At 44.9% G+C, this 14,748-nt stretch carries 9 protein-coding genes; 5 read left to right on the top strand and 4 right to left on the bottom strand.

All coding sequences use genetic code 11. The features are described 5' to 3' along the window. The first annotated feature begins 347 nt into the window (after positions 1–347). Both FHS57_RS25390 and FHS57_RS25385 read left to right on the top strand, forming a co-directional pair. Entirely contained in the window at positions 348–2,555 is a 2,208-nt protein-coding gene (locus tag FHS57_RS25390; RefSeq protein ID WP_183978638.1) for a hypothetical protein, read from the top strand. Between the two features lie 351 nt (positions 2,556–2,906). After that, a complete protein-coding gene (locus tag FHS57_RS25385; RefSeq protein ID WP_028527200.1) occupies positions 2,907–3,203 on the top strand; it encodes an HU family DNA-binding protein in 297 nt (98 codons plus the stop codon). A gap of 50 nt (positions 3,204–3,253) precedes the next feature. On the opposite strand, the gene FHS57_RS25380 is transcribed toward FHS57_RS25385, so the two are convergent. Together FHS57_RS25380 and FHS57_RS25375 are read right to left on the bottom strand one after the other, a co-directional pair. Next, entirely contained in the window at positions 3,254–3,970 is a 717-nt protein-coding gene (locus FHS57_RS25380; protein WP_183978636.1) for a LytR/AlgR family response regulator transcription factor, read from the bottom strand. A 20-nt stretch (positions 3,971–3,990) separates the two neighbouring features. Continuing rightward, the gene (locus FHS57_RS25375; protein ID WP_183978634.1) at positions 3,991–5,460 is read right to left on the bottom strand and encodes a sodium:solute symporter; all 1,470 of its coding nucleotides are present in this window, start codon (positions 5,458–5,460) and stop codon (positions 3,991–3,993) included. Between the two features lie 104 nt (positions 5,461–5,564). Between FHS57_RS25375 and FHS57_RS25370 the strand changes: the two genes are divergently transcribed. Further along, positions 5,565–5,852, top strand: a complete 288-nt coding sequence (locus tag FHS57_RS25370) for an ATP-dependent Clp protease adaptor ClpS (protein WP_028527197.1) — start codon at positions 5,565–5,567, stop codon at positions 5,850–5,852. A 23-nt stretch (positions 5,853–5,875) separates the two neighbouring features. Here FHS57_RS25370 and FHS57_RS25365 read toward each other — a convergent pair whose 3' ends face one another. Continuing rightward, a complete protein-coding gene (locus FHS57_RS25365; protein WP_028527196.1) occupies positions 5,876–6,403 on the bottom strand; it encodes an acyl-CoA thioesterase in 528 nt (175 codons plus the stop codon). 138 nt (positions 6,404–6,541) lie between these two features. Between FHS57_RS25365 and FHS57_RS25360 the strand changes: the two genes are divergently transcribed. Beyond that, positions 6,542–6,841 carry a muconolactone Delta-isomerase family protein gene (locus tag FHS57_RS25360; protein WP_028527195.1) on the top strand — a complete coding sequence of 100 codons (300 nt, stop codon included), beginning with the start codon at positions 6,542–6,544 and terminating at the stop codon, positions 6,839–6,841. Between the two features lie 35 nt (positions 6,842–6,876). After that, entirely contained in the window at positions 6,877–8,661 is a 1,785-nt protein-coding gene (locus FHS57_RS32115) for a MutS-related protein (protein WP_183978632.1), read from the top strand. A gap of 126 nt (positions 8,662–8,787) precedes the next feature. On the opposite strand, the gene FHS57_RS25350 is transcribed toward FHS57_RS32115, so the two are convergent. Next, positions 8,788–14,709 (bottom strand): tail fiber domain-containing protein, encoded by a 5,922-nt coding sequence (locus FHS57_RS25350; RefSeq protein WP_183978630.1) that lies wholly within the window; start codon positions 14,707–14,709, stop codon positions 8,788–8,790. Positions 14,710–14,748 lie beyond the last annotated feature (39 nt).

Genomic DNA, 14,748 nt, shown 5'->3' with positions numbered 1-14,748 from the left:
GGGGTTAAAATAGGATTAGCTTAAAGTAGTTGGGCAAAAGTTTTAGTGTGTTAGTAGTTTATATTGCTTCGTAGAAGCATAACTAGATGCTCTGTTATGCTTCTACGAAGCAAAAATTAAAAAAACTCCTCCTGCTACTACAAATGTTGCGCCTCTACCGAGGCTGCTTTGAATTACTCTAAAACTTTTGCTTTATTACTTAATGCAACCTAGCGTCTCCCAACGCTCCCTCATTTTTCTCCCTCAAATAGCCCTAACACCTGCATACAGCGTATAATAGACGTCAATGTGGTTGGACTTTTAGAGTCAATCACTTCTGTTTCATCCAACACTCCTACCTACACCGTATGAAGTTTCATTTTCTCCTTTTGGGCGTATTACTGGAATCATCTTTACTCTTAGCCCAAAAACCCAAACAGCCTGTCCACCGAGACACGCCTTTTACGCAAGACTACGCCATCAAGTATTATTTCAAAGACAGCGTTGAGCCGCTTCGTGTTTTCACTGACCGCAATGGAACCATCAAAATCAGTACAAAAACGGGTTTGTTCCAACCTCATGCGGGGCAGTTGCTCTATCCTGGCACGTTAGAAAAAGATGTTTCTTACCGCCCCATTGCCGATAAAAAAATCGCCAACCTATCGCTTTATCAGCAGCAGTTTGTTTTGATTGACAACAAATCGGTTTTGAGCGATGCTTGGGCGGGCAAGTTGTTTCTCAAACATTCACTCCCCGACGCCCACCTCTTCGCAGGCGGCAGTGACTTTAATTTCCTCATTGCCAACGGTTCACAGGTAGAATACCTTCCCAAACAAGGAACGGGTTGGAAAGAAACGGGGCTCGAAGGACGCGTTTTAGACATCAAATACTCCAACGGACAGTTTTATGTTCTGACCGACAAAGCGGTGTATTCGGTTGCGGAAGGGGCCAAAGCAGTGAAAAAAGTCTATGCTGCCGATAACCTCACGGCCTTGGAAGTCACTCTTTCCAAACTCGTAGTAGGCACTAAAAATGGTTATTTAGAACTAGACAAAGCGGGTAAAGTCATCACGCCACTCCAGCAAAAACTTCCCTCGGCCGACATCACTTGCATCACGGCCATTAGCAATCAGCTTTGGTTTGGTTCGAGCGAGGGGGCTTTTTACCAAAAACCTGACGGGAAATTTAACTATTATGCTTCCGAACGTTGGCTTCCGTCCAACCAAGTGACGCATATCGCCCAAGGCGAAGATGGTTCTGTTTTGGTATTGACCGACAAAGGGCTTGGAAAAATTATGTTCACTAAAATGACGCTCCAAGAAAAAGCTACGTTCTACGAAAAACAAGTGCGCACTCGCCACATTCGGGATGGCTTTAATGGCACGCTCGGGCGCATGAAAAACGGAAATTTGGCCACGGGGACATTGCAAGATTCCGACAACGACGGGCTTTGGACTTCCATGTATTTGGGCGGGCAAATCTTCCGCTACGCCGCCACCAAAGACCCACAAGCCCTCCAAAACTGCCGCGAATCGCTCGATGCAATGGAACGGTTGTACGACATCAATAAAATCCCAGGTTTTCCGTCGCGGTCGTATGAACGTACGGGCTACAAATACGAAGACAAACCGTGGCGCCGTACCGACGACCCCGAATGGGATTGGAAGTCCACGACAAGCAGCGACGAAGTGATTGGACACATTTTTGCGTTTGGTGCCATGGCCGAGTTGATTGACGACAAAGACCTCAAATCACGCTCTATTGCGTTGATTGACACGTTGATGAGCCACATCATCAAAAATGACATGTATTTGGTGGACTGGGACGGCAAACCTACCCTTTGGGGAAAATGGCACCCCGATTATGTCAACAACTTCCCCATCAACGTGGGTGACCGCAAGCTCAATTCGTCCAACATCGTAGCCATGCTCCAAACGGCCTATCATTTTACCAAAAAGGAAAAATACAAGGCCAAGGCATTTGAGTTGATGAAAAAGCACGGATACTACGAAAATCTGATGCGCCCCATGAAAATCATCGGACAAGCTCCTGGCAATGCCAGCGATTGGAGCAAGATGCTTTCGGGCGACTGGAATCACTCCGACGATGAAATGTACTATATGGGTTATTGGGGCTTGTATCGCTACGCGTTTAATGACACATTGAAGGCCAATTACAAGAAAGCCATCGTGGACCACTGGCAATTTGAGCGCCCCGAAAAAGATGGCCTATGGAATATTTTGACGGCTATCACAGGCATTCAAGATTTTGATTTGGAAGAATCGGTCTGGTATTTACAGGAATATCCGCTCGATATGATTGATTGGACGGTAAAAAATAGCCACCGCAAAGACATTGAACTATTGCCCCCCAATTTTATCGAACAAACCACCAAAGAAGTACTTCCTCCCGACGAGCTGGGCATTATTCGCCACAACAACAGTCGGTTTATTTTAGACCGAAACGGGCGTGGTAGTTCAGAAATGAGCGCGGGAGATATTTGGCTGCTTCCTTACTGGGCTGGACGATATTTAGGCGTTATTAGTGGCGCTACGACCAATACCGTCAAGAAATAACATTTTTAACTCTTACTCCAACGCAGGCTACGCTATGAAGTGGCCTGCGTTTTTTTATATACCTAAATGGCATAAATATACGTATAGTAAGTTACGTTCCGCTTTTCGTGTCCCACTATCTTCAACCCAATTTACCCCCTCCAATTTTCATGTACGAAATAAGGGGTTTTATGTACAAATGCACCCCTTTCATAAAAAAATTGGAATCGGACTTTAAAATACTATTTTTGGAATATAATTTTGTTGTACTGATAGTGCCGCCGATTTTCGGCAAGGGTACTTAGTTATCTCACATCGACGGTTATTGAAACTCTTATGCGAAATGATTTTTGTACCTAAAAACCCATTACAATGACTAAAGCAGAATTGGTAACGCGTATTTATCGACAAACCGACCGTACCAAAACCGAAGTAGAGACAACGCTCGATGCGATGTTTGACGTCATCAAAGACTCACTGAGCCAACACCAAATCATTTATGTGCGCGGTTTTGGCAATTTCCAAAACAAACACCGTGCAAAACGGACGGCGCGCAATGTAAAACGGAATACCCTTGTTGAGGTAGAAGCACACGAATACCCTACTTTTAAGCCTTCAAAAATTTTTATTGAAGAAGTTAAAAAAAGCCTCCTTGAGCCTAGCCTATAACAAATGAAGGGCGTTGGCAATCGCCAACACCCTTCTACTTGGTGCCGCAGTTATAGGATACGACTGATCAGGTTTCCCTCAATGTGTTTGCGCGTAATTTGGTTGCGGTATTGCTCCCCAATCGGTATTGAATCGCCAGAGGTTAAAACAATTTCGTTTTTTGTAATAACCTGAATCGCCGAACGATGTACCAAATAGGAACGATGCACCCGCATAAACACCTCGCTACGAAGCTGCTCCTCCATTTTTGAAATAGACACAATCGGAGAGTATGACGCCTGCTTTGTCACAATTTGCAGGTAATTTTCCTGTGCTTTCATGTAAAGCACCTCCTTGTAGGCGATTTGTATGTAACTAGAGTTCTCTCTAACAAAGAAGTAAGGCTCAACGTGGCTGGCGTCTTCCACATTCACAAAACGTTCTTTTACCTTCTCAATCGCCTTCAAAAAGCGGTCTAATTCAAGCGGTTTTAGCAAAAAATCCACTGGCGATACCTCATAACAATCCAAGGCATAGTCACGATGTGCTGTTACAAATATAACAAATGGGCGGTGGCGGATGCTTTTTACAAAGCTTAAACCTGACATTTCGGGCATTTCGATGTCACAAATCAGCAAATCGACCTCGACATCGCTCATTTTGCTGTAGCCTTCCATCGCAGACCCACACACGCCCACAAGCTCCAAATTGGGGTGCATTTGTACAAATTTCCCAATGATTTTTTGCCAGTTTATATCATCATCAACAACCAGTGTATTGATTTTCATGAACGAATTTTTCTTTAAAATTACGATTCTTTTGGTTTTGAAATCAATAGCATACCTAAAAATACAATTGCACCATTCAGCATAAGCCGTTCAAAACCAATTTTGTACCCATCAAACCATGCCTCCGAATTTTGATTGAGCACGTACGTAATTATCGGCCCCAAGACACAAACGATGGGCGTCAGGCGGTCTTTTACCGAACGTTTGGTGTATAGCCCAAATGCAAATAAGCCCAGCAACGGCCCATAGGTATAGCCAGCAATGTCAAAAATAGCCGTAATTACTTCTTTGCTGTTGAGTTGGTTGAAAAGTACAATCACCACATAAAACAACAACGAAAACCCAATGTGAACCCAGTGTTTGATGCGCGCGCGTTCTTTTTCGGGTTTGTTGGTTACGTTCATAAAGTCAATGCAAAAAGACGTCGTCAGAGCGGTTAGCGCCGAGTCCGAGCTAGCGTAGGTAGCCGCCGTAATCCCAATCAAAAACGTAATTGCCACCACAACCCCCGCGGTTCCTTCGTTGAGTCCAAAATGATTCAGGGCCAACATCGAGTAAATTTCATCCGTACGTTCTGGTAAAGGAATATTTTTGGCCTGAGCATAAAAATACAACAACACCCCAAGGCTCATAAACATCAGGTTGACGAAGGTCAATGTAATGGTAAACCAAAACATGTTTTTCTGGGCTTCGCCGATGTTTTTACAAGTCAGGTTTTTTTGCATCAAATCTTGATCCATACCCGTCATGGTAATGGCAATAAACGCCCCCGACAAAAATTGCTTCCAGAAATATTTGTTGTCCTTTGGATCATCGAAGAAGAAAATACGCGAATATTCACTGTCGGCCACGGCCGATACCATTCCCCCGAACGAAAAGTTTAGCTCTTTCGAAATTAAGTAAATGGTAAGTGCAACCGCCGTAATCAGAAACGTTGTTTGGAGCGTATCGGTGATAATAATAGTTTTTACTCCACCCTTGAAAGTATAGACCCAGATAAGGGCAATCGTAATCAAAACGGACACTTCAAAGGGAATCCCAAGGCCGTTGTACATGGCCAATTGAAGAACTTGCGCCGCTACGTACAGCCGCACCGCCGAACCGAGTGTGCGCGAAAGTAGGAAAAAAGCCGACCCTGTTTTGTACGCCCAAAAACCAAAACGCTGTTCGAGGTAGGTATAAATAGAGACCAAGTTCAGTCGGTAATAAAGCGGCATGAGCACACTACCTATAAACAGGTATCCCAAAATATAACCTAACACCACCTGAAAGTAGGAAAATTGGATTTTTCCAACCGCACCAGGGACGGAGATAAAAGTAACCCCCGACAAAGACGTGCCTATCATGGCAAATGCCACTAAGTACCAGGGAGACTGCTTATTGGCCGTGAAAAAAGTATTGGTGTCAGCCCCTTTAGAGGTATAAATAGACACGGCAATAAGTACCGCAAAATACACAATGAGAATGGTGAGAGCTACATATGGACTCATAGAATGGAACAAATAAGGTTAGAATGTGTTTATACCTTTTGCAAACCTATACGATTTTTCGTAAATTTGTTATATCAGTTCATTAACTATACAAATCTTTGCACATGCAACTGTTTGAAATGCCCGAAGTCGATGTAGTCGAAGAAGTAGAGCAAAAAGTAGTGGAAACCGACCTTTATAGTCTAGTGGTTTTCAACGACGAGGTGAATACATTTGATTGGGTGATCGAAACCCTCATGGATGTTTGCGAACATACCCCCGAACAAGCAGAACAGTGTACCATTATCATTCATTACAAAGGCAAATGCCGCGTAAAAAATGGTTCTTGGGAAGAGCTGGTGCCCAAACGCCAAGAGATTTGTCGCCGTGGTATTTCGGCAGAAATACTTTAGTAATTCTGCCTTTTCTTTACTTCTTATTCGCCGCTTTCTCCAAACAGTGCTTTCAATTCGGTGGCATCACTGGGTTTCATTCGCCCTGCCAAAACCAACCGTAATTGCCGACGACGCAACGCGCTCTGAAAAAAGCTTTGCTCTTCTTCTGTTTCAGCAATCACGGGCGCAACTTCGATGGGTCGCCCGCTTTGGTCAACCGCTACAAAAGTGTAAAAAGCAGAGTTGGTATGCACAGCCGCCTCTCCCGCTGAAAGGTTTTGGGCGCTTACTTTGATGTGAACTTCCATCGACGACGTAAAGGCACGGGTAACTTGCGCCTCAAACGTTACGATGTTTCCTAACTTGATCGGCTCGGCAAAAGATACGTTGTCAACCGAAGCCGTCACTACTGTTCGATGCGCGTGTTTCTGGGCAGTGATTGCCGCACAAATGTCCATCCAATGAAGCAACCGCCCTCCCATGAGGTTGTTGAGGGTATTGGTATCGTTGGGCAATACCATTTCGGTCATGATGGTGTGTGACTCACTGGCTTTTTTGGGAAGAGGCATAATTGGAATGTCGAATTTAGAATGTTGATTGTCGAATGTAATACAGGCAACAAAAGTAATTCTAAACTCTCAAACCACAACTTTCCGAACCATTTCAGTATATTGGCTGTTATTTCGGTAATCTAACATTCTAGGATTATGAGTCAATTCATGGTAGAATTTACCCTCCCTGACGAAATGACGGAGGAGTTTTTAGCGAAAATCCCGCGTCAACGTCAAAAAATCAATCATTTGATGGAGACGGGAAAAATTACGTCGTACGCCCTTTCGTCCGATCGGACCAAGCTTTGGTGCGTTATCAAAGCCGACACCGAATTGCACGTTTTGGAAATTCTTTCGCAGTTTCCGTTGATTGATTTTATGGAGCCCACGATTTCGGAATTGATGTTTAATAATACCGCAACGGCCGTAAAACTCCCGATGTTTTCGCTCAATTAGTCGAAAGATGTGTACCTTTGGGAAAAAATTCAGCCGTGAATCCTTCCGAAATCTACACCCAACGACAAGCCGTTTTTCAAGCACAAACCGAAGTAATCCAGCGCCGTTATAACCAACTTTCCACCGCTCGACTTGCTATTTTTATCTTGGCAGCCGCCGCTGTTTGGTGGTTTTCAAAAAGTGACCTTACACTTGCCTTTTCCATCGGATTTTTAGGGTTGATTTTATTTGCGATTGTACTGCGCAAACACCAAAAAACCTCCCGACTTCTCCATCTTTATCGGATTTTAACTCAGCTCAACAAAGAAGAAACGGCAAGGTTGTCGCTTTCTTTTTTGAGAAAAGAAACGGGAGAAGAGTTTGCTCCGCCCAACCATCCGTATGCTTACGATTTGGATGTTTTTGGCAAACATTCACTTTTTAAACTCATCAACCGGGCGCACACCAAAGTGGGAATGAAAACCTTGGCCCATTGGCTTCTAGCCCCTGCCGACCCCATCGAAATTACGGTTCGTCAGTTGGCCATTGCCGAGCTTACTCCCCTACTCGACTGGCGCCAAGAGTTTGAAGCTACCGCTGCCCTCGAAAAACAAATTTCTCAGTCCACCGAATTTTTATCACTTTGGCTCAAAGCTGGTGAAAACGAATCCATACTTCGCTGGAAGCGTTTTAGGTGGTTGCCCATCCTGACAATTTCGGGGATTATTGCGGCTTCTTTGGGGCTTATCCCTTGGTTGGTTATCGTCGCCGTATTGCTTTTTCACGGGTTTATTTTAAGCAAACTCAACGCTTCTGTCAAGGCGTATGCGGAGCAATCGGAGCAAATTGTCGGAACCTTGAAAGCTTACGCGGCTTTGTTTGAAAAAATTGAAAATCAGTCGTTTGAGTCCGCTAAACTACGGCAGCTCAAAAGTCAACTTACCACGGGCATCCCCGCCTCCAAAAGTATTCAGCAGCTTGCCAAAATGACCGAAAACCTCAACTTTCGGTTGAATCCGTACTTTATGCTGGCCATTGGACTTCCTTCATTGTGGGATTTGCAATGGATGACCCAACTCGAAGCGTGGAAAAAGCGCCACCAAGACGACCTTGGACGGTGGTTTCACGTACTGGGTCAGTTTGAAGCCCTAAGTAGCTTGGCGGGCTTTGCTTATTCTAATCCGTCGTACCCGTTTGCAGAACTTTCTACCGAACCGTTTTACATCAAAACCAAACACGTTGGCCACCCACTGATTGCGGCTGACAAGCGCGTTTGTAACGACTTTGAACTACAAGGTTTGGGCCAAACGGCCATCATTACGGGTTCAAACATGTCAGGGAAAAGCACCTTTTTACGCACCATTGGCGTCAATACCATTTTGGCGCTGTCGGGCTCGGTCGTCTGTGCCGAACAGTTTTCGAGCGCTATTCTTCAGGTTTTTACCAGTATGCGAACGCAGGACTCGCTGGAAGAAAATACCTCTTCGTTTTATGCCGAGTTAAAGCGTTTACAGACTTTACTCAAACTTTCGGAAAGCTCACCCATTCCTGTTTTTTACTTTTTGGACGAAATATTAAAAGGTACTAACTCCGTTGACCGTCACAAAGGCGCTGAGGCACTGATTCGTCAGCTTCATTTACAAAAAGCCGCTGGGTTTATTTCTACCCACGACATTGAGCTAGGCGACATGGCCAACGAAGGGCAGTTTGCCCATAATTACAGTTTTTATTCTACCTTCACCGAAGGCAAATTACACTTCGACTATCAGTTGAAAGAAGGAGTTTGTCGTGAATTTAACGCGACAGCATTGATGCGACAAATTGGAATTGAAATTCCCTGAGGGACGCTGGGGACGTCGGGGTGTGAGCACCCCGACGCACATATGTGAGCACCCGACGCACATGTGTGACCACCCCGACGTACATGTGTGACCACCCCGACGTACATGTGTGACCACCCCGACGCACTATTTTCCTTTTGTTTCGTTCGTTCCCGTCACGGCCGCTTTTAATTGCTCCAACTCCGTACGAAACGACTTAAATTCATTCTTATAGTGTGTGTTTTCGGATTCGAGTTGCTCAATGCGTTTTAGCAATGCCTGCGTGGCCGACATGTTTAGCGTACTAAGCGCTTCGTAGTCCACCGAACGAAAATCCGATACCTCTCGGCCATACACAAACACCGAAGTTGCGGCTACGAGCGATGTACCGTTATTTTTTATTTTAAACCCTTTTTCATTCACTGCCTCCACCTCAAATACTTCCTGCTTTTCTCCAAAAATGAGTTTCACTTTTTCCCCAACCGTAAGCTGGTGGTTGGATAACTCGACAAAGTTGTTTTGGATGTTGGCCAACCGATAAATGTCAGGAATGACATCGGTGGTTTTACTAACCGCCTGTGGGTAAACCGTTTCTACCTGTTGAGCAATCACTTTTTTGTGATGGCCGTTCCCTTTTCCGATTTTGTCTTTGAACTGGTAATCTGTTATTTCAATTTTAGAAAGGGTTTCAAGGTCTTGAACATTGTTTGACTTGCCTTTGATGTCTTTGATACGCGCGTCGGAAAAGGCATTAAATTCACTGGCCGCAATGCGATCTGACGTATAAAGCGAATAATAAGAAGTGCTGTTTGCAGAACCCGTCGAGCCATTGTTATTCAAGTAACCGTAGCTTAGATTGCTGAGTTGTGAACCAACGATGGAGAGCTTTGCCTTGCTCAAATCTGACGTTCCCATGCCAGCATTTCCTTTAATAGACATGTAGAATTTCTCGTCCTCGTTGTTATCTTTTATCGAAAACAGCCCTCCCGTTGTCATTTTACTTTTGATTGTAAATGTGACGTTTGAGTTAACTTCATTTATCCCTACATTCCCTTGATTAGTAACCGCTATCCCTTCATTGTCACCGTCTGAGGTAATCCACTTTCCAAATGTTTTTAGGTTGTTTGACAATTCGACCATTCCATTGGGAAGAACCGCGAATTTCGTTGCCTCGTTATAATCCACCGAAAAGTAGTTAAAAGCATTGATTCCTAGGTCAAAAAAGCTGGAAGGTGAATTTGTTTTATCGTAATATCGTGTTTTGGGATTGGCATTATTTCCTACATGAATTTGGGTCACAACGCTTTGATTTTTGATAGTTGCGTTGGGGAAATAGGAACCGGCATTGGGCATTTTCACCGACAAAAATTTAGCTTCTAAACTATCGTTAACCACCAATTTTTTCGTAGCAAAATCGCCATACAGAAGCGGTGGGGTATCCTTCCCATTCGCAATGTAAAGTTTATTGTTTCCTGCTTCGACAGCACCTGCATAATTGCCTATAAAAACATTCCCACTTCCTTTGTTGGCAAACCCTGCGGAAAAACCAACAGCAGTATTGTCTTCACCAGCTGGGTTACTTATCAAGGCATACGCCCCCAAAGCTACGCTGTTCGACCCCTGAATGTTGTTGAGCAAAGCATCAATTCCGACCGCCGTATTAGCGTTTCCAGTCGTGTTTTTTTGAAGTGCTTTTCTCCCAATACCGACATTACTATTCCCTCCAGTATTGTATTGAAATGCGTTCGCTCCCAGGGCGGTGTTGTCTTGCGCAGTAGTATAAGTGGTATCAGCCCCTCCTACTTCTTCTCCCACATAGACATTTTTTCCCGAATCAAACGTCAGCAACCGTCCATGAACCACCAATAAATTACCCCTTATTTGAAGTTTTTGGGTAGGATTACTCACCCCTATCCCTACATTTCCCGTGAGATTGGCGTATTGATTCGTACCATTTTTAGTCCAAGTATTGCTTCCACTAAGCAACGTTGAGGGATTTACCCACGATGCTTTCCCGCTCGCATCGGATTGAAGCAGGTAGCCCACATTGGCTCCATTGGTAAGCTGCAACGCCGTAGATTTGATGCTTTTTGCCTCAAGGCTGTCATTAATTACCAGTCTTTTTTTAGAAAAATCACCGTAAATCAACGGAGTAGAGGTGCTGGTGTTGGTAATATAGAGCTTATTACTGCCTGTTTCAGACGAGCCTGCGGAGTTGCCAAGGAAGACGTTTCCACTTCCTTTGTTGCTAAACCCAGCCCAGTTTCCTACCGCAACGTTTTCATTCCCGTCAACATTGTTTACCATAGAATAGGGCCCTATCGCAACGTTGAAGCCTCCTCCAACGAGCGAGTTCAGGGATTCCGTTCCTATTGAGGTGTTGAAGGTTCCTGTGGTATTACTCTGTAACGCTTTTCTACCTACTGCTACGTTGTTGTTCCCTGTTGTATTGTTCTGAAATGCGTTTGCCCCTATTGCTGTGTTGTGTTGGCCCTTCGTGTATGTTGTATCGGTGCCTCCAACTTCTTCTCCCACATAGACATTTTTTCCCGAATCATAGGTCAGAAGTCGGCCGTGCTCAACCAGTAAATTCCCTCTTAGGTGGATTTTTTGCGAAGGAGTCCCTACGCCAACGCCCACATTTCCCGTCACATTAGAGTATTGGTTATTTCCATTTTTAGTCCACGAAGTGCTTCCACCCGACAAGGCAGAAGGGTTTGCCCAACTTGCATTTCCATTGGCATCCGACTGAAGAATGTAGCCGTTTTGAGCACCATCACTCAATTGAATACTTTTTGCTTTTGCGTTTCCATTCACCTCCAACTTTGCCGTAGGTGAAGATGTACCAACCCCAACATTCCCTGAATAAGGGTTTAAAATCAAATCGCTATTTGTAATCAAAGAATTTCCAGCACGCCCCTGTATTTCGTTTCCACGCTCCCCAAGCAACAACCCTTTGTTATTGGCGGGAGCGGCTTTGTCAATGTTGGCAATCACCACGGGCTTATTTCCTGCGGTATTAATGTAAGTTATTGCATTTAAATTGGTTGTGTAGCTTTCGCCAACCGAAAAAGGCGCTTGTGGGTCTGTATTCAAAATACCTACATTTCCGTAAACATCGCTATAAATACCTCCTTTGACCAATTGGGTTCCATTCCAAGTTGGGACAAAATATGTCAACTGATTTCCCACTTTCGGATCCGTTTCTTTAAAACTAATCGACAAGCTCGACGGGTCTTTCCAAATCCCATTTCCACTCGCATCTGATTGCAAAATATAACCGTTGGTTGCACCGTTAGTCAACTGAAAGTCCGTTGATTTTATTTTGCCCGCTACATCCAATTTACTGGTAGGAGTGGTTGTTCCAATACCGACATTTCCATCGTAAGCATTCAAAATCAAATCACCATTTGTGGTCAAATTATTACCTGAACGGCCTTGAATTTCGTTTCCCTGCTCTCCTATCATTATACCTTTATTATTGTCAGGAGTTGCGTTATCAATACTGGCAATGACTACTGGTTTGTTCTCGGAAGTGTTAAAATAAGTGATGGCATCTAAGTTGGTGGTGTAGCTTTTTCCTACCGACAGGGGGGCTTTAGGGTCATCGTTTAAAATTCCTATTTTTCCTCGGTGATCATCAAAAATCCCCCCTTTTACCAATTTGGTTCCATCCCAAGTTGGCACATAATCCATTAATTGGCTTCCTACTTTCGGGTCGGTTTCCGTAAAAGTTATTCCTAACGACGTTGGGTTTTTCCAAACCGCATTTCCCTGCGCATCCGATTGTAACACATATCCGTTCGTCGCGCCGTTGGTGAGTTGAAAATTCGTCGTTTTTGTCGTGCCTGCTACTTCCAGCTTATTCGTCGGCGATGTTACTCCAATCCCAATGTTGCCATTGTCCACCATTGTCCCGTCCGTTAGCTTCGTGCCATTCCATTTCGGTAACACATTGTTGGTCAACGTTCCTACTTTCGGGTCGGTTTCGCTGAAACTAATGGGCAAGCTTGAAGGGTCTTTCCAAACCGCATTTCCGCTCGCGTCCGACTGCAAAATGTAACCATTCGTCGCGCCGTTGGTCAATTGAAAATTCGTCGTTTTTGTCGTACCTGCTACTTCTAATTTATTCGTCGGCGACGTTACCCCAATCCCGATGTTGCCATTGTCCACCATTGTCCCGTCGGTCAGCTTCGTGCCATTCCATTTCGGTAACACATTGTTGGTCAACGTTCCCACTTTCGGGTCGGTTTCGCTGAAACTAATCGGCAAACTTGAAGGGTCTTTCCAAACCGCATTTCCGCTCGCGTCCGACTGCAAAATGTAACCGTTGGTCGCGCCGTTGGTGAGTTGAAAATTCGTCGTTTTTGTCGTGCCTGCTACTTCCAGCTTATTCGTCGGCGATGTTACTCCAATCCCAATGTTGCCATTGTCCACCATTGTCCCGTCCGTCAGCTTCGTGCCATTCCATTTCGGTAACACATTGGCAGTCAACGCTCCCACTTTCGGGTCGGTTTCGCTGAAACTAATCGGTAAACTTGAAGGATCTTTCCAAACCGCATTTCCGCTCGCGTCCGACTGCAAAATGTAACCGTTGGTCGCGCCGTTGGTCAATTGTAAATTCGTCGTTTTGGTCGTACCTGCGACTTCCAATTTATTCGTCGGCGACGTTACTCCAATCCCGATGTTGCCGTTGTCCACCATTGTGCCGTCCGTCAGCTTCGTGCCGTTCCATTTCGGTAACACATTGTTGGTCAACGCTCCCACTTTCGGGTCGGTTTCGCTGAAACTAATGGGCAAGCTTGAAGGGTCTTTCCAAACCGCATTTCCGCTCGCGTCCGACTGCAAAATGTAACCGTTCGTCGCGCCGTTGGTCAATTGTAAATTCGTCGTTTTTGTCGTACCTGCTACTTCCAATTTATTCGTCGGCGACGTTACTCCAATCCCGATGTTGCCGTTGTCAACCATTGTCCCGTCCGTCAGCTTCGTGCCATTCCATTTCGGTACACTATTCCTGCTCGATGATCCCACTTTGGGGTCGCTCTCAGAAAAGCTAATCGGCAAACTTGACGGGCTTTTCCAGCTTGCATTTCCGTTGGCATCCGACTGCAAAATGTAGCCGTTAGTCGCGCCGTTGGTCAACTGGAAGTTCGTCGTTTTCGTCGTTCCAGATGTTTCTATGGAAGTCGTTTTCAACGTTGAAGCAATTTCTACTTCTGTCGCTTTCAGTTTCCCATTCACCTCTAGTTTCGAGCTAGGCGCTTCCGTTCCAATCCCCACGTTCACATTTAGATTCGGAAACATGGCCCCGTTGGCAACCGTCCAATAGTTAAAACCTGCCGCCGCTGGGTTTACCCACGTTCCGTTCCCTACCGCATCCGATTGCAGAATAAACCCTGCTGTATTGGTGCCATTGTGCAACTGGAAACCATTCATTTTTACTTTTCCCGCCACGTCTAACTTTTCGCGAGGCGAACTGGTTCCAATCCCAATTTTATCCTCCTGAATATACAACATGTTATGAAACGCATTTTTTTCAATGATAAATGGGCGCGTTTGAAAAGTCGAGTCCACGATTTCAAATCGGTCTTGGGAGGTGCTTATGGCCCAATTACGGGTGTAGTTGGCAAAATTTATTTGTGAATTTGTTGCCAAGTTTGTTCCCAATTGAAAACGCGGTTTGGGCAATTGCAACAACAGCTGTTCGCGACCTACTTTCAAGCCTCGATCTAAACCATCGGGCGACAAGAAGTAATCTCCGACGTTGATATTTTGAGTCGCCGTATGGTTTCCCAAATTATCCGCCGACGGTTTGACCGTTATCAATTCTTTCCAATCTCCTCCCACACCTGTGTGGTACCAAATCGACTTCGTGTTGGTATCGAAAACCAATTGCCCTATCGTAACGGGCATTGTGATACGTTCGTTGGAAGTCATGCTTGGCAACCACACCCCATTGGGCGTAAAAGTCACCGACTGACTATAAACCGTTTTATTTCCAATAAGTAAAGACAAAATCAATGCAACCGCCAGCGCATAAGCGCGGCGCAAAATAACCTGTGAGTTCATAACAATGTGTAGTAAAGAGGTGGTGGAACAAAAAATAAA

The organism is Runella defluvii (assembly GCF_014195535.1).
In the GTDB taxonomy this organism is placed as follows: Bacteria; Bacteroidota; Bacteroidia; order Cytophagales; family Spirosomataceae; genus Runella; species Runella defluvii.
This window is presented reverse-complemented; position numbering and strand designations above follow the sequence as displayed.